Genomic DNA, 24,380 nt, shown 5'->3' on the forward strand with positions numbered 1-24,380 from the left:
CCCCGTCACCGATATCTAAGAAACAACTCGTCAAAAAACACTACTGCCCCAAATCTACAGAAGGCAAACCCCGCACCCTCACAGAACTCAAAATCTACTGTTCACTCCTAGACTGGGGAAAAACACCCCATTCTCTATTCACTGTAATGATACTTACAAGCTACAATTACAATTTCTTCATCTGTAACTTGGTAAACTAAACGATGTTCATTATCAATGCGCCTTGACCAAAAACCACTTAACTCATATTTCAGAGGTTCAGGTTTACCCAATCCTTCAAATGGCGATCGGTCTATATCTTTAATCAGTTCAACAATTTTGCGATGAATCTTTTTGTCTAATTTTGACCATTCAGTAAAATCTTCAAATGCAGAAGATTCAAAAACAATTCTTCTGCTCATTGTTAATCCTGTAAGTTAACTTCAACTAAATTTTGCCGCTTTTTAACATTTTCAATCGCTCTCAGAAGTCGATTTTTGTTGACGGTTGATTTTAAAAGGTATTCAGTTTCATCAAATTGTGAAACAATGATTTCAATCTCTTTATCTCCAAAAGTCGCTTTAATTTCTTCTAAAAAATTACTATCTAGTTCGCTAGCTTTCAACCGATAAACTGTTGACATAGTTTTTACCTATTTTCGATTCTGATAATTATAGCTTTATCTTAGCACCTTTCATCAGATTGAATGTTTCTCCAGTTTGTGTAATCGGTTTTAGGAGTAGCTTGATTTTGCTTAATTCTTTCTAACAACCCTGGAATTGCCAAAAGTTCTTGAGTTGCTGCTTCACTTTCAACATTAACTAAATAAGCAGCAAAATCAGCAAGTACCTGTAATTTCTGTGGCGATAGTTGCTTGAGTAATTCATTAAGCTGGCATTCTAATTCTGTGACAGATATCTCTACTGCCGAGGATTGATCAGAGCTTGGGGAATTGTCTGTAGTATTCATACCTGTGTTTGACCTTTATAGAAAATCTTTGTTCTTCCCAAATGATTATCCAATAAATCGGCAATCAAATCATCAACAGTTCCTTTTTTAGCTGTTCCTTGTTTTAGAGAGTTTAGAAGCGTTTTAGCATTTGCAGCAATCTCCAAACGTCTCTTTTCAATTCTTCGTTTCTTGATTAGCTCAAATAAATACTCTTGGTCATCAATAGAAAGTTTTTCGATTGATTCTATAATCTCTTGAAAAGATGTAATACTCATAGTTTTATCCTCTCTGTTAATAGCAAATTTTCTAACTTAACTTCTATTATCCAAACAGGAAAAGATTTTAATTTTGGGTAGAGACGTTTCATAAAACGCCTCTACAACAGAACTTATTTCGCCTGAGATAATGCTTCTTGTAAGCGGGCTTTATCCAGTTCCTTTTGATGTAAAAGTACCCAAGATTCAGTTAAATCAGGGCCATGAACATCGCCAGTTAAAGCGGCTCTTAAACTCCGCATTACTACACCTTTTTTTAGGTTTTGTTCTTTTGTTACCTGTTTAATAATTCCTTGGGCTGATTCTGCGGTTAATTCCTGATTATCCAGGGCATTTTTAATTGCTTCTAAGGCAGTTTTTGCACCTTCTTGTTGTAATTGGGCTTTGCCTTCTTCGCTGAATTCTACTTGAGTAACGAAGAAATAGCGGCTCATTTCTACTGGATCGGGGACAGCAGTAATGTCAGGAATGTTGGTTAACATTTCGGTTAACCAAGCTCGATCGCTAACTGGTAAACGAATCAAACTAGGGCCAATTAAAGCGGTGATTTGTTCTAGCCAAGGGCGATCGCTCTCTGAATCAAATTTAAACCCCGCTTCTTGCCAGAAAGGAATTAGCAAATCTGTTAATTCATTAACTGGCAATTTATGTAAATATTGACTATTAAGCCAATTCAATTTATCCCAGTCAAATTTGGCTCCCGCTTTGTTAACTCGATCGAAAGTAAATTCAGTTGCAGCTTGTTCTAAAGTAAAAATTTCTTTGGTAGAATCTGGGGGCGACCAACCTAACAAAGTCATGTAATTTGCTAAAGCTTCGGGCATAAAACCTAATTTTTTAAAGTCAAAAATTGAGGTAACACCTTTGCGTTTAGAAAGCTTTTGTCCTTGCTTATTTAAAATTAAAGGAGTGTGGGAAAATTCGGGAATTGCTGCACCTAACGCTTCATAAAGAAGAATTTGTTTTGCAGTATTGGCAATGTGATCTTCGCCCCGGATGACATGAGTAATTTGCATATCAATGTCATCTATAACTACAGCCAAATTGTACAAAGGTTGACCGAAATCTTCGGTTTCAGAACGACGGGCAATTACCATATCACCACCTAAATCGCTGCCTTTCCAGGTGATTCTTCCTCTCACCATATCGTTCCAAGAAATTTCGCGATCGTCCTCAATTTTAAAACGAATTACTGGTCTTCTTCCTTCAGTTTTAAAAGCAGCTTCTTGTTCCGGTGTTAAATTTCGATGTCGGTTATCATAGCGAGGTGCTTCTTTTCTCGCTGCTTGCGCCGCCCGCATTTTTTCCAGTTCTTCTTCAGTGGAATAACACCGATAAGCCAAACCTTTATCTAATAGTTTTTGGATGGCTTGGCGATACAAATCTAATCTTTTTGTTTGAAAAAATGGCCCTTCATCCCAATTTAATCCTAGCCATTTTAGACCTTCAAGGATATTTTCTGTGTATTCGGGGCGCGATCGTTCTACGTCCGTATCTTCAATTCGCAAAATAAATGTTCCACCTTGATGACGGGCAAACAACCAGTTAAATACAGCTGTTCTTGCCGTACCGATGTGTAAATTTCCTGTGGGACTTGGGGCGATTCTAACTCTTACTGTCACAATAGATTCTCCGACATGGCATGATCGCAGATGTTTAGGTCTTAATTGCAATTTTCAGACCTATTTTTCCTGTTAATAGCGTTATTGGCGATCGATAAATTTGCGATCGGGCAATTGAGTCTTTTCTTACTCTTTTGCCTCTTCCTCTGGTGAGGTAACGCTTTTCAATTGTAACCGCAAATGTGTATTTGGTGAGTGGCGATCGATATTTTTTTTGAACCGCGAAGACGCGAAGAGCGCGAAGAAGAAGACGAAGAAGATAACATTGGTAATCAATCCGAATATGTTATGAGAGATTATTCTGATTTTTTATCTTTAGCAATTCTAAATCAATTGTAAAAACTTCTTCTCTTCTTTCTTCGTGTTCTTCGCGTCTTCGCGGTTCAAAAAATCTTTAACTCTCAATTGTTGAGGAGTGCTATCTTATATGTATTAATTGTAATTATAAAACAAAAGTGAGAGAGGTTAATTTATGGTTCATCAAGAACAAATCAATATTTCAACTAAGGGAAATGGGGATATGCACGACTTGACGGAAAAAGTAAATCAGGTTGTGAAGAATTCGGGAATTCAACAGGGCATGGTAAATGTATTTAATGTTGGTAGTACTGGGGCGATCGGGGCTATTGAATTTGAACCGGGATTGCAAAGAGATTTACCAGAAATTCTCAATAAATTGATTCCTCCCAGTCGGGATTATTTTCACGAACAAACGTGGCATGATGGTAATGGACATTCTCATTTACAAGCAACTTGGCTTGGCCCTTCTTTGACTGTGCCGATCGCTAATGGTAAATTAATTTTGGGAACTTGGCAACAAATTTTTCACCTTGATTGTGATAACAAAGCACGTCAAAGAAAGGTCATGGTTACTGTTTATGGGGAGTGAGTTAATCTACGTGAGTATTGAATACACCCCAATCTTCAATTCCTTGGGATTTGAGGATTGATTCGGCGCGATCGATCTCCGACAAATCACCATCTACAACAAATAAATAGTTGCCTTGGGAAAGGCGATCGCTATAAACATTTGCCTGTTCATTGGAAACACCATTTCCCAAAACTGCGCCAATAATTGTACCACCAACAGCGCCATAAAAACTGCCAGCTAATGTGCCAACAATTGCCGCTTGAGAACCTGCAAAAAATATCGGCCCTAATCCTGGGATTGCTAAAGAACCCTCTTAAAGGACGTAATTCTGGCGGCAGTTTACCGTTTTCGTCGTTTGGTTTCATAGACAATATTATTGATGATTAATCATTTTTTGCTTTGGCTTTTTTCCTTTTCCTTCTCCGCTTGATTACCCAAAAGACAAACCCCACAATTAAAGCAATGACTATGAAGCTAGAAATGGGGCCTAAGTATTTCTCGACCAACTGATAGTTTCTTCCCAGAATATATCCGGCAAATGTTAACAAAGACACCCATAATACACTACCAATAGTTGAATACAATAAAAAGGGTACAAGGTGCATTTTATCTAAACCAGCAGGCACGGAAATAAAAGTGCGAACTCCTGGTATAAGCCGCCCGATAAATACAGCTATTCCACCATATTTATTGAACCATTTTTTTGATTTATCAATGTCTTTACTAGAGATAGTTAACCATTTACCATGTCTATCCGCCCATCTTTTTAAACGCTTTTCACCAAAGCTTTTACCTATGTAATACCACAATAAAGCCCCTAGCACAGAACCAACAGTTCCCGCCACAATTACAAAGGTAATACTGAGCCTTCCTTGGGTAGTCGTAAACCCTGCTAAGGGCATGATAACTTCTGAAGGTATTGGTGGGAATAAGTTCTCTAAAAACATTAAGAAAACAATTCCCCAATAACCTAAAGAGTTGATAGTATTTGTGATCCAGTCGAGCATTATTTGAGTGATGAAGAGTTAGTTATGACTCGCTTGATTCGCCCAAACGTTCTGGGTTTTCTACACCGATTAATTTATTCCAAAGTTGATAACCAACCTCTGTTTTGGGAACGTAATAATTATCAGTTCCAGCCTGCATATTAGCCATAGCTGTAAACTCTTCCCATACGGGATCGTTGAGGTCGATATACTTTGCACCTTGTTGCAAACGAGTACCAGATTCTAGCACAATAATTTCTTTTAATTCTTCACTGGAAAAACCTTGCATTCGACTATGCAATTCTTTAATTTCAAAGGCATTTAATGCTGATGTTACAGGTGGGTGTTTTCCAGTCATTCCTTGATTTTTACCCGCTTCTCTATTCGGGTGTAAATCTTTATCCCACTCATCTGCTTTGGCATCATTTGGTGTACCGACTTTTTGTTGTTGTGCCATTTTTATTTCTCCGTATTTGCAGCTTTTTCTTCTTCTCCAGGACGTTGAGTAGCCGGAGGAAAATCTACATATTGTTCGGCTCTATGCACTTCATTATTAGTAGCTTTTTCCCGTAACATCTCTTTGGGATCTACTGAATCGTCAGCAGCAGAAACAAACACATCATTTGCGTTGGTATTGGGTTTATTACTTTTGCCTTTATGACTTGCATGACCACCCGGCATATTTTTTACCTCTAATGACAATAACCGAATATATATTTAAGGTAAGGATAAAACTTAGGCGATTAAACTATCTTAGGGTGTAGGAAATAGTCATTTTTTAAACGGCTCCAGGCGCAGAGGACGCAGAGGGAAGACAAGGAGGGGTTTACAATTTGGAAAAACTTAATTTGTGGTTAAAGTTAGGTTTTCTGTATCTACCATAAGGGTTAAATTTTCGCCTAAGTCGGAAGGGTTTCTTTTGACAAGTGTTTCGTCGGGTTTGCACCAGTAATCTCGCTGTTTTTGAAAGGGCATGGAGAGGATTTTTAGTATATTATTATCTTCCGGTTTGGTGTAGGCTGGAATTCCGATCGCAACTTCTGAAACAGGCACATTTAACCTTAATGTTCGATGCAATCTATCCCACCAAGGAAACACTACTGAGTAATTAGAATTGGTTTCTTCTTGTACTTGAGAATGATGAATTCCGTGCATTCTTGGTGTGACTAAAATCATGTTTAACCAACGTTCTAATTGTAGAGGTAGTTGCACATTGCTATGGTGAAATAAGGTATTTGCCTGAAAAATTAATTCATAAATGGCAAATGTTGTGAAAGAAACGCCAATTAAACCAACTTGAACAATACGGAAAATTGCTGAGAAGGCTATTTCGATAAAGTGAAAGCGAAACCCTGTGGAAACATCCAAGTCTGGATCTATATGATGGGCATTATGGAAGCGCCAAAGTAAGGGAAATTTATGGTTGGCGCGATGCCAATAGTAGAAGCTTAAATCTAGTAGTAAAAAACCGATCGCAAACTTTACCAAACTCGGCAATTCTCCTAAATGTACTAACCCGAAAGATTGCGCTTTTGTCCAATGCAACATAAACTTTGCCGCAGGTTGCACTAAGACTGCATTTGCCACAAACGCCAAAGCAGTCACACAGAAATTAATCGTCAATCTTCCGAGTAGTGAATTTGTTCTTTCTCGTAAAGGAAACCACCTTTCTAATAGTAAAAGCAGCAGAAAAAGTCCTAAGACGATCGCCGGAGTATAAGCCAACATTCCCTCAACCTTTAATGCACTAATGAAGTCCGCTGATGTGCTAAAAACCACTCGTATAATTCGGGGTTATTATAAGTTTCTGTCCAAGAATCATGCTCAGTTTCCGGGTAAACAGTAAACTTAATATTTCCCCCAATTTTTTTCACAGCCTTCACCATTTCTTCCGACTCACTAATGGGAACCACCCGATCTTTTGCTCCATGAAATGCCCAGACAGGTAGATTTTTTAAATTAAAAGCTGCATCAACATCTCCACCACCACAAATGGGGGCAATAGCAGCAAAAAGATGCGGATGAGCAGCTGCTAAATGCCAAGTACCATAACCGCCCATACTTAAACCAGTTAAGTAAATTCTTTCGGGGTCAACTTTGAAATTGGCGATCGCCTCATCCAGCAATCTAAGTAATAATGGTACCGACCAATATTGTCGGTGAGTACATTGGGGAGAAACCACAATAAACGGAAAATCTGCCTGTTCTTCTACTACCCTAGAAACGCCATGTCTTTTCAAGAAATTTAAGTTATCCCCCCGTTCTCCTGCACCATGCAAAAATAGAATTAACGGCCATTTTTCTTTTGTTTCGTAACCTTTTGGCAGAAACAGTAAATAGTTGTAAGTTCGATTTCCACTGACTTCTTGTTGCATCACACCATCTCTAAAGTTTAACTTTTTACTAAATATTGCTCAAACCACTGTCGCGCCATTTTCGCTATCTCTTCTAACGCTCCAGGTTCTTCAAAAAGATGACTAGCACCGGGAACAATTTCTAACTTTTTCTCTCCCGATAATTGGGCTAACGCTTCCTGGTTCATCCCAATTACAGGGCTGTCTTTTTCACCTACTATTAACAATGTTGGTGCTTGGACATTTGACAGCGAAGATCCAGCTAAATCAGGTCTTCCACCCCGCGAAACTACTGCGCCCACAGCATCGGGAAATTGCGCCGCTGCCACTAATGCTGCTGCTGCACCAGTACTAGCCCCAAAATAGCCAATTTGGATATTTTGTATATCCAAGTTTTGGGCAACCCATTGCGTTGCATCAACCAATCTTTCGGCTAAAAAAGTAATGTTAAAGCGGAGATCTTCACTTTCTTGATCTGTGCTTTCTTCGTCAGGTGTTAATAAGTCAAATAACAGGGTAGAAAATTCGGCTTTATTTAACTCTTGTGCCACATATTGATTGCGGGGACTATTGCGACTGCTACCGCTACCATGAGCAAATAAAATGATGCCACGGGCATTTTCCGGTTGCGCTAAACTACCTTCTAAGTTAACGATACCTGATGAAATCCAAACTTCTTGATTGTTGTATTCCAGTGTTTTATTCATGTCCATCTGTGTCCATCTGTGTTTATCTGTGGATATCTGTGGTAAAAAATTAAAACCCTGAAGGAAAAGTTTCTGGCGCTTCGCCTGTTTGCCATTGGGCGGAACGTTCATCATTTCACCTTCCCTTTTCTGCCTTGTGTTTCCCAAAGTGGAAAATTCCCTTCAAGCAATCACAGCTAAAGGAAGAGTTTTTCCGCTAGGTTGCTGTTACCTCCACCCTATAGGCTACTATTTGTTTACTCTTCTATCTAATGAGAGGGATTCAGCAAGGGAACAGGAAAGACAAATTAAAACTCAAAACTATTTTGTCCATTTACTAAAGGGGTATTTAATTAAATTGGCATTGAAGTATCTGGGATCGTGGGAGACTTCCATTCCTACCCATTCGGGCAATTGTATCACTTGATTTTCTGCTGTCAATTCCACTTCAGCAATAATTAATCCGGCATTTTCTCCAAAAAATTCGTCTACTTCCCAGATTAATTCTTCATGTTTAATTAGGTATCGAGTTTTTTCAATCAATGGCGGCTCACACATTGTTTCTAGCATGGTTTGAGCATCACTCAGGGGAATGGGGTATTCAAACTCTGCTCTAGAATTACCAACACTTAAACCCTTAATCGTTAAATAACCTTTAGTACCTACAGTACGTACTCTAACTACAGCTTCTTTTTTCGTGCAAATGTATCCTTGGCAGTAGATAGTACCTGTAGCAAGCGATCGCCATTTATCTCCATTAACCAGAAACTTGCGCTCAATTTCAATAGCCATAAGTAATATATTTAAACAAACCTTAATGGTAGTAAGTTACACCTAATTCTAACGGTTTATTTAGGAAAAGATTAACCTCTAGCTAAAAGGTCATCCATCTGAAAGTTAGAAAAGTTTGACAAATCAGGCCAATACTGTATACTAAATAACTGACGTTACAGTAGATTTAACCTAGTAGCTTTGCTAAATTATGCTAGCATATAAGAACAAAGCAAATAACTATATATTTCTACTGACTTAAATAACTTGTATCTTTTTGTACTGGGGGATTGATTGTAGACTCCAGTTGCCTGTTAATCTTTAGTAAAGACTATGAGAGAGGAAACCAACTTGACAAGGGTATAGAACTTACTGCTCTGGCGGAAAGAAAGATTGCATTCTCTCTAAAAAGATAGGCAAATTTAACCTCTGTAACTCTGTCTCAAGCAGAAGGGCAGAATTGCCAAAGATTACCCTCTTGAGGGAATGTGGATTAGCCAAATTTTGACTATTGTTATAGAGTTAGTATTCTTTCATTATTAACCTGATTATGGGCGCTAACATCTCTCGACATTATCGACAATCTTTACAACCCTACGTCGATCCAGAAATCCTCGAAGGAGTAGATTATTTACCCGAAATACCGGAAACAACGGGAAACGTACCCAGCGTTGTTGTACGCAAAGATCGCCAAGGGACAAAGTTTTTAATTTTAGTATTAGCTGGATTGTGTTTGTTTGGAGTTACCTACAATCATGCAGCTAACCTGGCACAAAAGTTGCCGTTGTTTCCGGTAATGAGTCATTCAGCTAGCGAGTAAGGAATTCAAGATTCCCAATTCAATGGGAAGAAAGTTTGAGAACGAGTAACAAAGACGATCGCAGCTTGCTTAATTTTCAGGATTTTAAAGATAAAGCTGTCGATCATCTGATGAAAATTTTGAGTTATTGAAATTGAACTTGTCCGGCTTGTAAATAAAGAGCTTGATTTTGCAATCTTTGGGTTTCAGCAGGACTCAAACCCCATTGTTGTTGTGCTTGTGTGTCAGTTGGTAACGGTTTTAATACCCCCGTTAAATTGAGGGTTTGTCCTGGTTTAATGACGATTTTATTTTCGGCGCTTCCAGCATCTAAAGGTGGTTCAAGAACCACAAAAACTGGTTGACCATTGGGTTGTCCGATCCAAAAAGTGCGATCGCCATTCACAGTTTGCACAGTCACATTTGTTAACTGAACTTGTTTATTGAGAATCGATTGTCTGTCGGATGTATTAGTAATGACGCTGACATCAGTAATTGGTTCGCTAGAACCCGCCACCGGATTAGCTGTGGGTGTAGTTTGAGTATCAGGAGTGGCGATCGCACCGGGAGAAGCAGCCGTAGGCGACGGTACGGGAGTAGCCACAATGGTATTAGCGGGGACGGGAGAGGGGGTAACAACGACGGTAGTTGGTGCAGGAGTAGGGGTAACAACTACAGTGGGAGTGACTTCGGGAGTGGGATTAACGGCTGTGTTTTGATTTTCGCAAGCGGCGATCGCACTTGTCAACAATAATAAACAAGTTACTTGACCGAGCCAACCCCTTTTTTGAGTGAAACTATTATTGACTTGCATATTAAAAGCTCCGACTAAGTTATGTACTGTTGCAGTTAGAATTAATAGCCTTACCTTAGAAGTTAGGAATCAATTAGGCTTCTATCTGATGGGAGAGAATATTTAACGACCTTTTCTTTTATCACTTAAACGTCTGATAAATCCTGGCAATCCAATTTTGCGAGAACGCCGTCGATACGCTCTATTTTTTTCGGCGGATTCGCTAGCAGCATTGACATCCTCTTTATAGGGAATACCTTGCTGAATGCGATCGTTCCTAGTCATCGATACAGCGTGTTCATCAGGCACAATTTGCGAACCGAATCTTCTCGCATAAACTTGGGTAAACTCTGCGCCAAAAAACAATATTTGAGCCGCATAATAAACCCAAGCCAGGATAATAATTAGTGAACCCGCTGCCCCATAAGTCGAACCAAAACTACCATTTCCCAAATACAAACCCAGTAAAAATCTCCCGATACTGAATAGTAAAGAAGTAATTATTGCTCCAATCCAAACATCTCCCCAAGTAATATGTACATTGGGCAGAAATTTAAAAATCATGGCAAACAAAAGGGTAGTTACAGCAAAAGCAACCAGGAAATTAATTATTTGCCAAAGAACGTCAAAACCTGGGACTAAGTGACTAAAATAAGTACTAATTCCAGCTAAAACGGCGCTAATAACTAGAGATACCAGCAATAAAAATCCAATTCCTAACACCATTGTAAAAGATAAAACATTACGCCGGATAAAACCTTTAACTGGACGACCTGGTTTTGGTTGAACTTCCCAAATAGTATTAAGTGCATCTTGGAGTTGAGTAAATACACCAATAGCACCAAATAATAAAGCCACAATACTAATAATAGAAGCGATGCTTCCTGTAGCTGGTTGATTAGCGTTTTGAATAGCTGTTTCAATTACTTCTGCACCACTTCTGCCAACTAAACCTTGAATTTGGGTAACAATTTCCCCTCTGGCGGCTTCTTCGCCAAATATCAGTCCAGCGATCGCAATTACAATTACCAACAAAGGTGCAATAGAAAAAACCGTATAATAAGCTAAAGCTGCTGCCAAACGTGAAGCTTTATCTTCACTCCATTCATCAAAAGTCTGTCGCAAAATTTGCCAGATTGTCCGAAAATTTAGCTGTTTTAGTTTAGTTCGGGAAGTTGGTTGCTGATTGACAGTTTGTGGCATTTTTTAATACGGAAATGTAGGGTTTTACTTTTAACTTAATATCTGGTTTACTACTGTTATCTAAAATCCTGCATCTGTCCCCAGGGCGAAACTGTTTAATAAATCACCTGTTCGACTTCTATCTTTAGTTGTAGGGTGCGTCAGACGATAAATCTGCTCGAGAGCATCAAGGTTTGAATTTCTGACGCACCCTACTAATTGTGCCAGTTTCGGCTTCTATCTTTAGACTGAGTGACAATAAAGTAACCTTATAGTTTACTGAAATTAGAGCTAAAAATGGGAATATGCAACTTACAGAAAGAGTGGCGCTAATTACAGGTGCAGGTTCAGGAATTGGCAAAGCTGCTGCCCATTTGCTAGCAAAAGAAGGTGCTAAAATTGCAGCTTTAGCCTTGACTAAAGAAGATCTTTCCCAAACTATTAATCAAATTCATAGTAATGGCGGGGAAGCAATTAGTTTAATTGCTGATATTTCTCAACCCGAACCAATGGAAAAGGCAATTCAACAAATTATCGATCGATGGGGCAGACTTGATATTGTTTTTGCCAATGCGGGAATCAATGGGGTTTGGGCACCAATTGAAGAATTGCAACCTTCCGAGTGGGACAGAACTTTAAATGTTAATTTGAAGGGAACTTTTTTAACTGTTAAATATGCTGTTCCCTATTTAAAAAAACAAGGTGGTTCGGTAATTATTACTTCTTCAGTAAACGGTACAAGAATTTTTAGTAATACTGGTGCAACGGCTTATTCTTGTTCTAAAGCGGCGCAAGTTGCCTTTACTAAAATGATAGCTTTGGAATTAGCAGAACAGCGAGTGCGGGTAAATGTAATTTGTCCGGGAGCAATTGAAACTAACATTAATGAAAGCACTAAACAACGGAATTTGGAACAGGTAAAAGAACCTGTAGAATTTCCCGAAGGAAATATTCCTTTAACTGATGGTAAACCGGGAACTGCGGAACAAGTAGCGCAGTTGGTGTTATTTTTAGCTAGTGATGCTTCTAGCCATATTAGCGGTACAGAAATTTGGATTGATGGGGCGGAATCTTTGTTACAAGGATGAAGTTTTAGAGGTGCGTTACGCGATCGCGAGGAACAATCATTACGGGAAAAATTGTATTTTTTGTCAGCTTAACATTAGAAAATATGCCTCTAGCTAGAGAGCGATCGCTACATATACGCGCAATATTTGCAGTGGGAAGGTAAGATGCGGGTGATATGCGACAGTTAATAATTCAAGTACCAAAAGGACAAGGACAAGAGGTTCTCGATCTTGCCAAATGTTACGATGGGGCGAATTTGGCTCAATTCGAGGCTAGTAACAATGGGGGGGAAATTGATGTAATTATTGTTCATGTTTCTAATCGTAAAGTAGAGAAATTTTTAGGAGAGTTAGAAAATTTATCAAAAGTTCACGTTAGTTTAATGCCTACTGGTGTGATGGCGTTGCAACCGCCTGCTTCGGAAGCACCGGAACAAGTTAAGGATGTGCAAGAACGTAGTCCGATCGAGATTTTTCTTTCGGGTTTGCAAAGTATTGGTTCTTGGCGGGGTTTTCTGGGATATGCGGCAGTTGCCGGGGTTGTAGTTTGGATTGGACTTTATACAAATACGAGTTATTTGTTAGTTGCGGCGATGTTAATAGCACCGTTTGCGGGTCCAGCGATGAATGTGGCAATTGCTAGTGCTAGGGGCGATCGATTTTTGCTTTGGCGCAGTTTGTTGCGTTATTTTAGTGCGTTAGGGGTAACGATTGCGATCGCCTTTTTCCTCAGTTTAATACTGCAACAAGAAGTTGCTACCACTTTGATGATTGATAGTAGTCAAATTTCGGCAGTAGCAGTTTTATTACCCATTGCCGCAGGTGCAGCTGGAGCGTTAAATTTAGTGCAATCAGAGCGTAGCAGTTTAGTTTCTGGTGCAGCAACGGGAATGTTAGTTGCGGCTTCTTTAGCACCGCCAGCGGGTATTGTAGGAATGGCAACTGCTCTAGGCAGATGGGATTTAGTCAAAGGTGGATTATTTTTGCTATTTCTGCAATTATGCGGTATCAATTTAACAGCTGCGATTTTATTCCGCATTTTTGGTTTATCTACTAAAGGAAGTCGTTACGATCGAGGAAAAAAGGGAGTTTTTCCAGCTGCTTTAAGTGTTACTTTAATTGCCCTTGTCGGACTTTTAACTTGGCAATTTTTCAATTCTCCGAGTTTGGAACGTTCTACTCGTGCCCAACGTGCCAATGTGCAAGTAGAAAAGGCGATTCAGGAAGTAGGTTTAGCTCAATTAGTTGAATCAAATGTGCGCTTCACTCGACCGGAAATTCCCGGACAAAATACGCTGCTTTCTGTTGTTTATGTGCAACGTAAACCTGGGGTAAAGCTGTCAGATACAGAAATTCAGCAACGCATTACTCGCGCTGTGCAAAACCGCTTACAGGAAAAAGGTTTTAATGTTACACCTTTGGTTAGTGTAAATGTGCTGGAACCATGAATTATTTAAGTGCAACCGAAATTAATATTGCCCTACTTTCTTTGGGCGGTTTAGTAATGTTATTAGGGTTGTTTTCTGGTTTTTTTAAAGAACGTCTTTGGCTGTCTAACCCGATACTTGCTTTGGGTTTGGGAGTGGAGCATTAATTGCGGTTCAATAATTGTGCATGGTTCTATTGCTGTACCTTTTACTAAATTTTATGGGCAACGTTTTGGGAAAAAACCGGGAATTTCTAGGTTGTCTCACTATGTTGAATAATTGAAGTTATGAGCAATTTAAATTTAGAGGAAAAACAAGCTTTAGAACAAGAGCGAAATGAAATTCTGCAACAATTAGAAGATTGGCTAGAAATGCCAATGTTAATTTTAGCTTTGGTCTGGCTGTTGTTATTTATTATCGAGTTAATTTGGGGTTTGACACCAATATTAGATGCGGTTAGCATTACTATTTGGATTATTTTTATTGTGGATTTCTTGCTGGAGTTTAGTTTAGCGCCTCGTAAAGTTGCTTATTTGCGAAGAAACTGGTTAACTGCGCTTTCACTGATGTTACCAGCGTTGCGAATTTTTCGGATTTTTCGGTTTGTGCGAACAGTTCGTGCTGTGCGAGGATTGCAATTATTAAGAGTAATGTCTCGAACTAATCAAGGAATGAAAGCTTTAGCAGCAACGGTTCATCGTCGAGGTTTTGGTTATGTGTTGGGATTAACTATAATTGTTGCTTTAATGGGTGCAGCTGGAATGTATGCTTTTGAAAGTCAAGTTGCTGATGAATCTGGATTAAAAAGTTATGGTAACGCTCTTTGGTGGACGGCGATGTTAATTACAACTATGGGTTCGGAATATTCGCCAAAAACTGCTGAAGGTCGAGTACTTTGTTTTTTATTGGCGCTATATGCCTCTGCGGTTTTTGGTTATGTGACTGCTACAATTGCGACATTTTTTATTGGTCGTGATGCTGATAGTGAGGAAGGTGAGATAGCAGGAGCAAAGTCAGTTGCGGCATTACAAAAGGAAATTGCGGCTTTACGTCAGGAAATCCAAACTTTAGTAAACCGAGATTCAAATTACTGACTTCTGGTAGATTTTTAACTTGCTGGTTTTGCTTATAACAGCAGTAGTAACTGATGAGTTAGGAAGTGAAATGAATATAAAAATATCGGCAGCTTGGCAACAGTTGCAGAGCATGATTAATGATTTCTTAGCTCTGTTACCGAATATTGCGATCGGTTTTATCGTCTTTTTAATTTTCTTCTTTGTTGGTAGATCGGTTAAAAGAATAGTCAGACATATAACACGCAATCGTCGTCAAGCACGAAATTTAGGATTAGTGTTAGGAAGGTTAGCGCAGGGTGTTATTGTTTTGGTGGGGTTGTTTGTGGCTCTATCAATTGTGATTCCTTCGATAAAAGCTAACGATTTGGTGCAGCTATTAGGAATTAGTGGGGTAGCAATTGGTTTTGCTTTTCGGGATATTTTGCAAAACTTTCTAGCGGGAATTTTAATTTTGTTAACAGAACCGTTTCAAATTAATGACCAAATTGTATTTAAGAATTTTGAGGGAACTGTCGAACATATCGAAACCAGAGCGACAACAATTAGAACTTATGATGGGCGACGGATAGTAATTCCAAATTCGGAACTTTTTACTAATTCAGTAACGGTTAATACTGCTTTTGAAAACCGAAGAATGGAATACGACATTGGCATTGGTTACGGTGATGATATTGAACAAGCTAGACAATTAATTCTGGAGGCAATGTATGAAATCCAAGATGTTTTAAGAGAACCTGCACCGGATGCAATTGTAGTAGATTTAGCTGAAAGTAGTGTGAATATTCGCGCTCGTTGGTGGATTCAACCTCCGCGAAGATCTGATGCTTTGGAGTTGCAAGATAAAGTTTTAACTGGGATTAAAAATAAGCTGACTGCTAACGGAATCGATCTGCCATTTCCGACGCAACAAATTTTGTTTCATGACCAAACAGAGGAGACAGATGGCGATCGCGCTCGTCAAAGAGAAGGTTGGCCTGCTGGCAGAAATGAAGCGCCAAAACCTCGCAGCATAGGCGGTTCTTTACGAAAATTAGTTGAATTACAGACTCAGAAAAATGGTAATAATCAACCTTCACCGAATAATAAGTCATGAAAAATGTTAAGTTGAAAAAAATCTGGGATTCGCTGCATTCTAGCTACTGGTTTTTACCATCGGTGATGGTTTTAGGGGGAATTATTTTAGCATTTTCTACCCTAACTCTTGACCGGATGGATAAGGTAAAAATGGAGGAATGGAGTTGGATTTATACGGGTGGGCCAGAGGGGGCGCGATCGCTACTTTCGGCGATCGCAGGTTCAATGGTAAGTGTGGCAGCTACGGCTTTTTCTATTACTATTGTGGCGCTACAATTAGCATCTGCTAATTTTGGCCCTAGACTGCTACGAAATTTCATGCAAGATACGGGAAATCAGATTGTTTTAGGAACATTTATTGGCACATTCATTTACTGTTTGCTAATTCTGCGAACAGTGCGCGGAGAAGATTACAAGTTATTTGTACCACAGCTTTCAATAACAATAGCAATTTTATTAGCAATCGCCAGTATTGCTGTCCTAATTTTCTTTATTCATCATGCTTCCACAATTATTCAAGCATCTCATGTAATTCAGGATGTGAGTAGGGATTTACACAGAACGATCGATAATTTGTATCCTGAAAAAATTGGAAAAGGTGAAGCTAAACCAGAACGGATAGTTGCTGAAATCCCCCAAAATTTTGCTACCGTAGCCTACCCAATTCCAGCTACTAAAACAGGTTATTTACAAGCTATTGATAATGAACGACTGATGAAAATTGCTTGTAATTATGATTTGTTGTTACGCTTGGAATTTCGACCAGGGGAATTTATAATTCAAGGGGAAACTCTAGTAATGAGTTACCCCGATCAACGAGTAAATCAAAAAGTTCTCAACGAAGTAGATAAAGTATTTATTTTAGGCCAAGAACGCACAGAACAACAAGATATCGAATTTCCGATCGCTCAATTGGTAGAAATTGCAATGCGTGCCCTTTCTCCTGGGATTAACGATCCTTTTACTGCAATTCGTTGTATCGATCGCATTACCTCTGGACTGTCTCATCTTTGCCAAAGAAAATTCCCTTCTTCTTACCGTTACGATCGAGACAATAGTTTGCGAATAATTGCTGAAACTACAGGTTTTAATGAAATAGTCGATCGAGCTTTTAGTCAAATTAGGTTATACGGTAACTCAGACTTAGCTGTTAATTTAAAATTGCTAGAATCATTAGCTACTATTGCTAGTTATACGGAAAACTCCAAATATAAATATCACCTACATAAACACGCAGAAATGATTTTTCGAGGTAGTCGAGAAGGGTTATCTGAAGAAGAAGATTGTTTGCAAGTACAAGAGAAGTATCAAAGAGTGATTAAAGCGATCGAAAGTTAGGAGAAAATTATGCTTAGTGTAAAATGGCGGGGTTATCGTCAAGCAGCATGGGTAGGACAAGGGTTATTAACAATAGCGGTTATCTTTGCAGCAGTTCAAGGTAATTGGTGGAATGTAGTTACTCTTGGTGGTTTTTTAATCGCATCTTTAGTGTTTGTAATTCAAGAAGATCGATTGCCGACATTATTTGATTTTTTATTTGTTTTAGCAGCTTTATTAAATGCCGCTGGTTGGGTTTGGGGTTTGTTTGGGATGCCTGGACTTTATGATGAAATTGTTCATGCTTTTACTACCTTTGCCATTACTTTAGCAGTGAGTTTTTTGGTATATCAGCGAATGTTGACAATTTTCCGGCAACATACAGTTTTGTACTTGTTAACAATTGCTAGTTTTGGGATTGCGATCGGTGCTTTATGGGAAATTACGGAATGGTCAGCTGGGAAAATTCTTTCGACTCAAATAATTGGAAGTTTAAACGACACAATTATCGATTTGGTCATGGATACTTTAGGGGCAATTGTAGCAGCTTTTGTTAGTCTTTGGGCTTTGCAAGAATGGACAAATCGCGATCGAAATTCAGTAAATCAGCATAATAACTTACGCAGAGCAAATGAACACAATAGGCATTAAGTATCAATAACTATTTAAAAGCTCTTGGTAATCAGGATTAATCTGTAGTTATTAAACATTAAAATTTACGACATACTCAGTCGATTTACTTCGCCAGATAGATGATCGACAGAAAATATTAAACTGCCATATTAATTCTAATTCTTTAGATCAGCAGAGTTTTAAGTCAAGGGTTATAGGACTATTATAGTCCCGGAATGTACCATAAACTTGTAGGTCAAATAAACCTGCGAAAAATTAATAGCAATCTGCCAACTAATGAAGTTAGCAGAGAAAAAAAATTTGTTGTCATATAAAGTCAGCAAAAGTTAGATTTGCTAGCTAAATTACAGCAGCGAAACTAACCTATTCAGCAAATTCACAGAAAAATTTAAGGAGGATCAAAATCTATGAACAAGAGAATTAACATAGTTAAAAAAATCCTAGAACCGAAGAAGATTTTTGCCTTAGCATTAGCAGCTGTATTGCTTCCTGCTTGCGCCAACGAACAGGAAACAGTTAACCTTCCTAATGCTCCCACAAATGTTACCACTGAAGAAGTAAGTGATAACACTAATCAACTGATTGGTAGAACAGTAACAATAAGAAGTGAACCTTTAAGAAAAATAGGCACAGCATCTTTTACCGTTAGCGATGAACAGTTTTTTGGTAGCGAACCAATTCTAGTGATTAATGCTTCAGGACAACCTTTTCTACTGCCTGAAAATGACGCTACAGAAATTCAGGTAACAGGTACAGTTCGCAACTTTGTAATTGCCGATCTCGAGCGCGAGTACAATTTAACATTAGACCCGAACCTATACGCAGAGTTCGAGAGAAAACCAGCACTTATTGCTCAATCATTGGCTTTAGCTCCCAATCCGGGTGAAGTTACTGAAAATCCTGCCCAATTTTATGGGAAAACGGTTGCCATTGCGGGTGAAGTTGAAAATGTTACTGGCCCAAATACCTTCACATTGGATGAAGAGAAATTAGTTGGTGGAGAAGATTTGTTAGTACTTCACACCACTCCTGTAACAGCGATTAATGATGGGGGAAAAGTAGTTGTCACTGGTGTTGTACGTCCGTTTGTAGTGACAGAAATTGAGCGAGACTATGACATAACTTGGGACTTGAATGTGAGAAGAGAACTAGAAGCAAAATACAGAAACAAACCTGTGTTAATTTCTACAGGGGTATATCCTTCTGCCGTTGCTCAATAAAGCATAAATTATAACTTGAGTAAGTAGGAAAGGAAAGTAGTAGAAGTTCCTTTCTTGCTTACCTCTTTGTTTTTTGTAATTTAAACAAACAGTTTTATAAGTAAAGTTTGGAGTAACCGGAAATATAACTCTACCTTGAGATATAAATTTAACCTTTCCTTTAGTAGAGGCTGATACTAATAATCACAGTTATTCTAACAGGGGAGAACAACTCAGGACTTACTCACACAGAGCCAAAAACTCGGCTTCTACGTTAACCTCGCTCGTCTAAACCTACGATTTTACCCAAAAACTGGGTTTTTTGCGTAAGTCTTAAAACTCTCTATTTTTTGTGTATCAGAGAACGAAATAAATGATGTTTGACCAAATTCTTTCCGCATTAATTACCAGTGCAGGCATTCTTTGGAAAGCATTTTGGGCGCTGGTATTTGGATATACAGTTTCGGCGGCAATTCAGGTAATTGTCACTCGTTCTCAAATGGCGAGAATACTTGGTAAACGTGGAGCAAAACAGGCAATATTAGCAGGTCTTTTTGGGTTTATTTCTTCATCTGATTATTTACGCTTATATCATTACTAAATTTTGGTTTCCGAGACAATTAGCAGAGTCAGGGTACACCTTCTGGTTAAACATTATTTTCGCAGTAGTTGGCGGTATATTGCTCTGGTTGCATTGGAAAAATAAGAACGATCGGAGTTCGCAAAATCAATCTCAAGAACATCAGGAGATGGCACAAAAATGACAAAAAAAAATCAAGCTTCTGCCTCAGTAAATACAGGTAATGAACAACAGGAAAACCAAGAATTAATACCCGAAGCACCAAGAGGATGGACACGCTTTTTATGGTTAGGGCCGAGTTTTTTATGGATGCTTTCAGCTGCTGGTTCTGGTGAGTTACTTTTTACTCCGAGAATTGCCGCATTTTACGGTTATTCGTTGTTATGGGCGTTACTAGCAGCTGTGATTTTGAAGTGGTTTATTAACCGAGAAGTTGGGCGGTTTTCAGTGTGTACGGGGGCGACAATTTTGGAAGGTTTTAAACGACTTCCGGGGCCGAAAAATTGGGCAATTTGGTTGATTTTAGTGCCACAATTTTTTGTAGCGATCGCCACTGTTGCCGGACTTGCAGGAGCCGCCGCTACTGCCTTAATTTTAGTAACAGGAGGAACGGTCAAACTTTGGACGGTAATTATTATCTTAGTCACCGCAGCAATTGTTTTTTTGGGGCAATATAACGTAGTAGAAAAAATCTCATCTTATATTGGTATTGCTCGGACAATTGCAGTTGTTGTTGCGGCTACTCTGGTATTTCCCAATGTCAGAGAATTAGCCGCTGGTTTGGTTCCGCAAATACCTGCCGATGTGAAATATCAAGAAATTCTACCTTGGCTAGGTTTTATGTTAGCAGGAGCCGCCGGATTAATGTGGTATTCCTATTGGGTAGAAGCTAGAGGATATGGTGCTGCTGGATTAAATCAAGAACAACCTCTTCAAGCCGATCAAATTAGTAATGAAGAGAAAAAACGCTTGCGTGGTTGGGTAACGTTAATGACTTTATCTAACACTTTAGCGGTTGTTGGTGCGCTGTTAGCAGCTTTAGCTTTCTTGATTCTTGGCGGAGAATTACTGCGTCCTCAAGGGTTAGTTCCGCAAGAAAATCAAGTGGCAGAAACTTTAGGTAATTTATTAGGCGATCTTTGGGGACCATTTGGTTTTTGGTTCATGATTGCGATCGTTTTTATTACCTTTTGTAGTACTACTCTTTCGGTTCAAGATGGCTTTGGCAGAATGTTTGCTGATGGCACTCAAATCATCTTACAAGGCTTTGGGGTGCGCGGTCGTTGGACAAATGAAAAGTTACTGCAAAAAACCTACATTATTGTCTTAGTGGCAGCTTTACCGATCGCAATTTACCTAATTTTTGGTCAACCAGTTGGGTTACTTCAATTAGCAGGAGGAATTGAAGCGGCACATATTCCAGTTGTTACCGGATTAACGCTTTATTTAAATCATCGAATGTTACCCAAAGAACTAAAACCCTCTAAATTGTCTTTGGGTGGAACTGTAATTGCTGGGCTATTTTTTGCCGTATTCGCTGTAATTTATCTGTTGCAACTAACAGGTGTTATTGGTTCAGGTAGTGGAGGTTAAAAATAGTAAAAATTACTGTCAATAGTAGTTACTTAAATAAAGAGCGAAATGGGGAATAAATGACCGAGTATCTGATTGCTTTAGCTTTATCTACATTACCTGCGATCGGCAGCATTTTAGGAGGATGGTGGGCCGAATATTTAGCCCTATCCAACCGTAACTTGAGTTTAGCTCTTCATGCAGCCGCAGGTATCGCTTTAGCAGTTGTTGGAGTCGAACTAATGCCGCAAATTTTGCAAGCAAATCCCCCTTGGTTAGTGATTTTAGCTTTTGTTGGTGGAGGTGGCTTTTTCGTTGTCATTCGTTGGTTAATTAAATGGATACAAAACCGGGTGAATAAAGTTAAGAAAAAAGCAACAGCTTGGTTAATTTTTTTAGGTGTAGGAGTAGATTTGTTCAGCGATGGACTAATGGTAGGAACTGGTTCTAGCATTGCTTTTGGATTAGGTTTAATTTTAGCTTTAGGTCAAATAATGGCTAACATTCCCGGAGGATTAGTCACCCTTGCTAGTTTTAAAGAAAAAGGTGTTTCCCGAAAACAACGCCGAATCGTATTTTTGGGTTTTTTATTACCTACTCTTTTAGGCACAACTATTGGCTATTGGACAGTACGTGGTCAATCAGAATTAATTAAGTTTGTATTGCTTGCTTTTACAGCAGGAATACTCACAACAGTAGTAATTGAAAATATGGTTCCCGAAGCAGTTGCTAAAGAAAAAGAAACTTATAAAGAAACATTTACTTTTGTAGGAGGTTTTGCATTATTTGCCCTGCTTTCGATTTATTTAGGCTAACAATACTTGGTGCTTAATATGTCTCTCGCAACTAAACCCCTTTCTAATTACATCGCTGTTGTCTTTGACTTCGATGATACTCTCGTACCAGATACGGTCGATAATTTGCTGGAAAGTTTATCGATCGATCATCAAGAATTTCGGCAACAACAAATTCAACCTCTAGTTAATCAAGGTTGGGATAACATCATGGCTCGATTTTACGCTTTGATTGCTGAATCAAAACGACAAAATCATAAAATAACTCAGGAATACATTGCCGAATTTGGCAGAAAATTAGCTCCTTTTAAAGGTGTTTCTGAAATGTTCGATCGCCTGCGAAAAAGTGCTAAAAAAATCAACCCCAAAGTAGAAATTGAGTTTTATTTAATCACTTGTGGCATGGTAGAAGTAGCCCGTCATAATTGCATTGCTTCTGAGTTTAAAGCCATGTGGGGTTGTGAGTTTCACTACAACGAAAAAGGCGGTATAGAATTTATGAAAAAGCTTGTCACTCACACAGAAAAAACCCGCTATTTGTTCCAGTTAGCTAAAGGAGATGACGATCATCAAAATAATGGAAAAAGTTACGTTTATCGGGATTTACCACAAGAAGAATTACGCATTCCCTTATCCCAAGTTATTTATGTGGGTGATGGAGCATCTGATATTCCCTGTTTTTCCCTGTTAAATGAAGAGCGAGGGGTAGCAATTGGGGTACATAAAAATAGTACAGCCGAAGCATGGAGCCGGGAACTTGGTATTTCTGAAAGTCAGCGAGTTGTTAACTTAGCTCCCGCAGAATATGAGGAGAATTCGGAATTAATGCGCTCTCTTACTTTAGCTGTAGAAAGTATGTGCAAACAAATTTCTTTAGCACAATTAAGCGTTGGCGAGTAAAAGGCGGCTTTATGAATTTCGGAAAGTGGATTGGTTTTTTCGTCTTAGTTGTATCTCTCTATATCCTCTGGCAAATTAGAGAGATAATTCTCATGTTTTTCACATCTGTCGTTTTCGCAACTGCTCTTAATCGAGTAGTGAAACGATTGCAACAGTCAGGAGCAAAAAGAGGTATTGCTCTTGGCTTAACTGTGGGCATGGTAATCACAATTACACTTTTATGTTTTTTCTTAATTTTCACGCCTTTAACCAAACAATTACAGCAATTGGTTCAGCTAATTCCTTATGGAATAGATCAAATTGAAACTTGGACTACTTCGCTGCAAGCAAGAGTTCCCAGTCAATTTATTAATAATGTTCCTAGTTTTAGTGATTTAAGTTTACAATTACAAAAACTTTTTAGTTGGGTAGTTACTCATTTATATCTTGTCTTATCAAATTCTCTAGCTTTACTGCTTAACTTTTTATTAATTATTGTTTTAACAATCATGCTTTTAGTCAATCCCAAACCTTATCGAAATGTCTTTATTTCCCTGTTTCCGGCATTTTATCGTCGGCGAGTAGATCAGATTCTTACTGAATGTGAAAAAGGTTTAATCGGCTGGTTAAAAGGAGTAGCTTTAAGTATGATTTTTATTGGCATAACTTCAACTATTGGGTTATGGTTTTTAGATGTGCCTTTGCCTTTTGTTAATGGACTTTTAGCAACTATTCTCGCTTTAATTCCTTATATTGGAGCAATTTTAAGTGTAGTTCCGCCCATGTTCCTGGCTTTGTTATATTCTCCAATAAAAGCTGTTTTTGTCATTGTACTCTATACTTTAATTCAACAAATTGAAGGTAATTTTGTTACTCCTATAGTGATGGAAAAGCAGGTGTCCTTATTACCAGCTTATACTTTAGCTATTTTGACAGCTTTTGGAGTTTTCTTTGGATTTTTAGGTTTGTTTTTAGCCTTACCAATTTTGATTGTGCTGCAAACTTGGGTTAGAGAAGTTGTAATTAAGGATGTGTTGGATCGTTGGGAAACAGCACGCTAATTGAGATTAAATTTCAAATTTTACTAGCAAGGAGTTAAATTATGAGCAAAGCAATTGGGAATACTTGTTGGGCGATCGCAGAAGGCTACATTCCTGCTTACGGTAATGGCCCCGAACCGCAATTTACTAGTCATGAAACCGCTTGTTTGTTGAATACTGGAGAACAAGATGCTCATGTAGAAATCACCATTTATTTCAAAGACAAAGAACCTGTAGGCCCTTATCGGGTAACAGTTTCCGCCAGACGGACATTGCATTTACGCTTTAATGATTTAACCGATCCTGAACCAATTCCTCGTGATACCGATTACGCTAGCGTATTTATTTCTGATGTGCCAATTGTGGTGCAACATACACGACTAGATTCCCGGCAATCGGAGAACGCTTTACTTAGTACGATCGCATATTCCAGCAGTAATTAAAAACAGTAAA

Annotated in this window: 32 protein-coding genes; 17 read left to right on the forward strand and 15 right to left on the reverse strand. The window is 38.7% G+C overall.

Annotation, left to right across the window (positions count from 1 at the left end; translation table 11 throughout):
- Positions 1–134: 134 nt before the first annotated feature.
- The 5 genes from ACE1B6_RS04690 to gltX all read right to left on the reverse strand — a co-directional run bounded on the left by ACE1B6_RS04690 (position 135) and on the right by gltX (position 2,827).
- The gene (locus ACE1B6_RS04690) at positions 135–401 is read right to left on the reverse strand and encodes a Txe/YoeB family addiction module toxin (RefSeq protein WP_413256082.1); all 267 of its coding nucleotides are present in this window, start codon (positions 399–401) and stop codon (positions 135–137) included.
- A 2-nt stretch (positions 402–403) separates the two neighbouring features.
- Positions 404–622, reverse strand: coding sequence for a hypothetical protein (locus ACE1B6_RS04695; RefSeq protein ID WP_413256083.1), 219 nt, complete (start codon positions 620–622; stop codon positions 404–406).
- Positions 623–663: 41 nt separating this feature from the next.
- On the reverse strand, positions 664–948 hold the full coding sequence (locus tag ACE1B6_RS04700; protein ID WP_413256084.1) for a hypothetical protein: 285 nt from the start codon (positions 946–948) through the stop codon (positions 664–666).
- Positions 945–1,205, reverse strand: a complete 261-nt coding sequence (locus tag ACE1B6_RS04705; protein ID WP_413256085.1) for a hypothetical protein — start codon at positions 1,203–1,205, stop codon at positions 945–947. Before ACE1B6_RS04705 ends, ACE1B6_RS04700 begins: the two co-directional genes overlap by 4 nt.
- A 113-nt stretch (positions 1,206–1,318) precedes the next feature.
- Positions 1,319–2,827, reverse strand: coding sequence for a glutamate--tRNA ligase (gene gltX / locus ACE1B6_RS04710; RefSeq protein WP_413256086.1), 1,509 nt, complete (start codon positions 2,825–2,827; stop codon positions 1,319–1,321).
- 195 nt (positions 2,828–3,022) lie between these two features.
- Between gltX and ACE1B6_RS04715 the strand changes: the two genes are divergently transcribed.
- Both ACE1B6_RS04715 and ACE1B6_RS04720 read left to right on the forward strand, forming a co-directional pair.
- Positions 3,023–3,166 (forward strand): hypothetical protein, encoded by a 144-nt coding sequence (locus ACE1B6_RS04715; RefSeq protein ID WP_413256087.1) that lies wholly within the window; start codon positions 3,023–3,025, stop codon positions 3,164–3,166.
- Between the two features lie 133 nt (positions 3,167–3,299).
- Complete coding sequence (locus tag ACE1B6_RS04720) at positions 3,300–3,716, forward strand: secondary thiamine-phosphate synthase enzyme YjbQ (RefSeq protein ID WP_413256088.1); 417 nt, start codon at positions 3,300–3,302, stop codon at positions 3,714–3,716.
- A 1-nt stretch (position 3,717) separates the two neighbouring features.
- On the opposite strand, the gene ACE1B6_RS04725 is transcribed toward ACE1B6_RS04720, so the two are convergent.
- From ACE1B6_RS04725 to ACE1B6_RS04760, 8 genes are all read right to left on the reverse strand, one after another.
- Positions 3,718–3,888, reverse strand: coding sequence for a hypothetical protein (locus ACE1B6_RS04725; RefSeq protein WP_413256089.1), 171 nt, complete (start codon positions 3,886–3,888; stop codon positions 3,718–3,720).
- A 193-nt stretch (positions 3,889–4,081) separates the two neighbouring features.
- Positions 4,082–4,705: a DedA family protein gene (locus ACE1B6_RS04730; protein ID WP_413256090.1), complete on the reverse strand. Its 624-nt coding sequence runs from the start codon at positions 4,703–4,705 to the stop codon at positions 4,082–4,084.
- Positions 4,706–4,727: 22 nt separating this feature from the next.
- Positions 4,728–5,141, reverse strand: coding sequence for a hypothetical protein (locus tag ACE1B6_RS04735; RefSeq protein WP_413256091.1), 414 nt, complete (start codon positions 5,139–5,141; stop codon positions 4,728–4,730).
- 2 nt (positions 5,142–5,143) lie between these two features.
- Positions 5,144–5,365 (reverse strand): hypothetical protein, encoded by a 222-nt coding sequence (locus ACE1B6_RS04740; protein WP_413256092.1) that lies wholly within the window; start codon positions 5,363–5,365, stop codon positions 5,144–5,146.
- A gap of 162 nt (positions 5,366–5,527) precedes the next feature.
- On the reverse strand, positions 5,528–6,412 hold the full coding sequence (locus ACE1B6_RS04745; RefSeq protein ID WP_413256093.1) for a sterol desaturase family protein: 885 nt from the start codon (positions 6,410–6,412) through the stop codon (positions 5,528–5,530).
- An 11-nt stretch (positions 6,413–6,423) separates the two neighbouring features.
- Entirely contained in the window at positions 6,424–7,059 is a 636-nt protein-coding gene (locus tag ACE1B6_RS04750; RefSeq protein WP_413256094.1) for a carboxylesterase family protein, read from the reverse strand.
- A gap of 17 nt (positions 7,060–7,076) precedes the next feature.
- Positions 7,077–7,745, reverse strand: coding sequence for a dienelactone hydrolase family protein (locus ACE1B6_RS04755; RefSeq protein ID WP_459562973.1), 669 nt, complete (start codon positions 7,743–7,745; stop codon positions 7,077–7,079).
- 300 nt (positions 7,746–8,045) lie between these two features.
- Entirely contained in the window at positions 8,046–8,516 is a 471-nt protein-coding gene (locus ACE1B6_RS04760; RefSeq protein WP_413256096.1) for a CYTH domain-containing protein, read from the reverse strand.
- Positions 8,517–9,045: 529 nt separating this feature from the next.
- On the opposite strand from ACE1B6_RS04760, the gene ACE1B6_RS04765 reads away from it, so the two are divergent.
- Complete coding sequence (locus tag ACE1B6_RS04765; protein ID WP_413256097.1) at positions 9,046–9,315, forward strand: hypothetical protein; 270 nt, start codon at positions 9,046–9,048, stop codon at positions 9,313–9,315.
- Between the two features lie 124 nt (positions 9,316–9,439).
- Here ACE1B6_RS04765 and ACE1B6_RS04770 read toward each other — a convergent pair whose 3' ends face one another.
- Positions 9,440–10,108, reverse strand: coding sequence for a hypothetical protein (locus tag ACE1B6_RS04770; protein ID WP_413256098.1), 669 nt, complete (start codon positions 10,106–10,108; stop codon positions 9,440–9,442).
- Positions 10,109–10,210: 102 nt separating this feature from the next.
- Positions 10,211–11,290 carry a YihY/virulence factor BrkB family protein gene (locus ACE1B6_RS04775; RefSeq protein ID WP_413256099.1) on the reverse strand — a complete coding sequence of 360 codons (1,080 nt, stop codon included), beginning with the start codon at positions 11,288–11,290 and terminating at the stop codon, positions 10,211–10,213.
- A gap of 284 nt (positions 11,291–11,574) precedes the next feature.
- On the opposite strand from ACE1B6_RS04775, the gene ACE1B6_RS04780 reads away from it, so the two are divergent.
- The 14 genes from ACE1B6_RS04780 to ACE1B6_RS04845 all read left to right on the forward strand — a co-directional run bounded on the left by ACE1B6_RS04780 (position 11,575) and on the right by ACE1B6_RS04845 (position 24,370).
- Complete coding sequence (locus ACE1B6_RS04780; protein WP_413256100.1) at positions 11,575–12,357, forward strand: SDR family oxidoreductase; 783 nt, start codon at positions 11,575–11,577, stop codon at positions 12,355–12,357.
- A 155-nt stretch (positions 12,358–12,512) separates the two neighbouring features.
- Positions 12,513–13,784 (forward strand): DUF389 domain-containing protein, encoded by a 1,272-nt coding sequence (locus ACE1B6_RS04785; protein ID WP_413256101.1) that lies wholly within the window; start codon positions 12,513–12,515, stop codon positions 13,782–13,784.
- On the forward strand, positions 13,781–13,930 hold the full coding sequence (locus ACE1B6_RS04790; RefSeq protein WP_413256102.1) for a hypothetical protein: 150 nt from the start codon (positions 13,781–13,783) through the stop codon (positions 13,928–13,930). The genes ACE1B6_RS04785 and ACE1B6_RS04790 overlap by 4 nt, the downstream gene beginning before the upstream one ends.
- Before the next feature lie 120 nt (positions 13,931–14,050).
- A complete protein-coding gene (locus ACE1B6_RS04795; RefSeq protein WP_413256103.1) occupies positions 14,051–14,857 on the forward strand; it encodes a potassium channel family protein in 807 nt (268 codons plus the stop codon).
- Between the two features lie 70 nt (positions 14,858–14,927).
- A complete protein-coding gene (locus ACE1B6_RS04800) occupies positions 14,928–15,932 on the forward strand; it encodes a mechanosensitive ion channel family protein (protein ID WP_413256104.1) in 1,005 nt (334 codons plus the stop codon).
- Positions 15,929–17,251, forward strand: a complete 1,323-nt coding sequence (locus tag ACE1B6_RS04805) for a DUF2254 domain-containing protein (RefSeq protein ID WP_413256105.1) — start codon at positions 15,929–15,931, stop codon at positions 17,249–17,251. The genes ACE1B6_RS04800 and ACE1B6_RS04805 overlap by 4 nt, the downstream gene beginning before the upstream one ends.
- A 9-nt stretch (positions 17,252–17,260) precedes the next feature.
- The gene (locus tag ACE1B6_RS04810; RefSeq protein ID WP_413256106.1) at positions 17,261–17,881 is read left to right on the forward strand and encodes a hypothetical protein; all 621 of its coding nucleotides are present in this window, start codon (positions 17,261–17,263) and stop codon (positions 17,879–17,881) included.
- Between the two features lie 389 nt (positions 17,882–18,270).
- Positions 18,271–19,083: a hypothetical protein gene (locus tag ACE1B6_RS04815; RefSeq protein ID WP_413256107.1), complete on the forward strand. Its 813-nt coding sequence runs from the start codon at positions 18,271–18,273 to the stop codon at positions 19,081–19,083.
- Between the two features lie 352 nt (positions 19,084–19,435).
- Positions 19,436–19,663: a hypothetical protein gene (locus tag ACE1B6_RS04820; RefSeq protein WP_413256108.1), complete on the forward strand. Its 228-nt coding sequence runs from the start codon at positions 19,436–19,438 to the stop codon at positions 19,661–19,663.
- A gap of 159 nt (positions 19,664–19,822) precedes the next feature.
- Positions 19,823–21,235, forward strand: coding sequence for an Nramp family divalent metal transporter (locus ACE1B6_RS04825; RefSeq protein ID WP_413256109.1), 1,413 nt, complete (start codon positions 19,823–19,825; stop codon positions 21,233–21,235).
- Between the two features lie 59 nt (positions 21,236–21,294).
- Entirely contained in the window at positions 21,295–22,029 is a 735-nt protein-coding gene (locus tag ACE1B6_RS04830) for a ZIP family metal transporter (RefSeq protein WP_413256110.1), read from the forward strand.
- An 18-nt stretch (positions 22,030–22,047) separates the two neighbouring features.
- Positions 22,048–22,908, forward strand: a complete 861-nt coding sequence (locus tag ACE1B6_RS04835) for an HAD family hydrolase (RefSeq protein WP_413256111.1) — start codon at positions 22,048–22,050, stop codon at positions 22,906–22,908.
- A complete protein-coding gene (locus tag ACE1B6_RS04840; RefSeq protein WP_413256112.1) occupies positions 22,866–23,948 on the forward strand; it encodes an AI-2E family transporter in 1,083 nt (360 codons plus the stop codon). Before ACE1B6_RS04835 ends, ACE1B6_RS04840 begins: the two co-directional genes overlap by 43 nt.
- A 41-nt stretch (positions 23,949–23,989) precedes the next feature.
- Positions 23,990–24,370 (forward strand): sensory rhodopsin transducer, encoded by a 381-nt coding sequence (locus tag ACE1B6_RS04845; RefSeq protein WP_413256113.1) that lies wholly within the window; start codon positions 23,990–23,992, stop codon positions 24,368–24,370.
- The last annotated feature ends 10 nt before the right edge of the window (positions 24,371–24,380 follow it).

Origin of the sequence: Floridaenema fluviatile BLCC-F154, from assembly GCF_041929135.1 — a bacterium.
Classification (GTDB): domain Bacteria; phylum Cyanobacteriota; class Cyanobacteriia; order Cyanobacteriales; family Aerosakkonemataceae; genus Floridanema; species Floridanema fluviatile.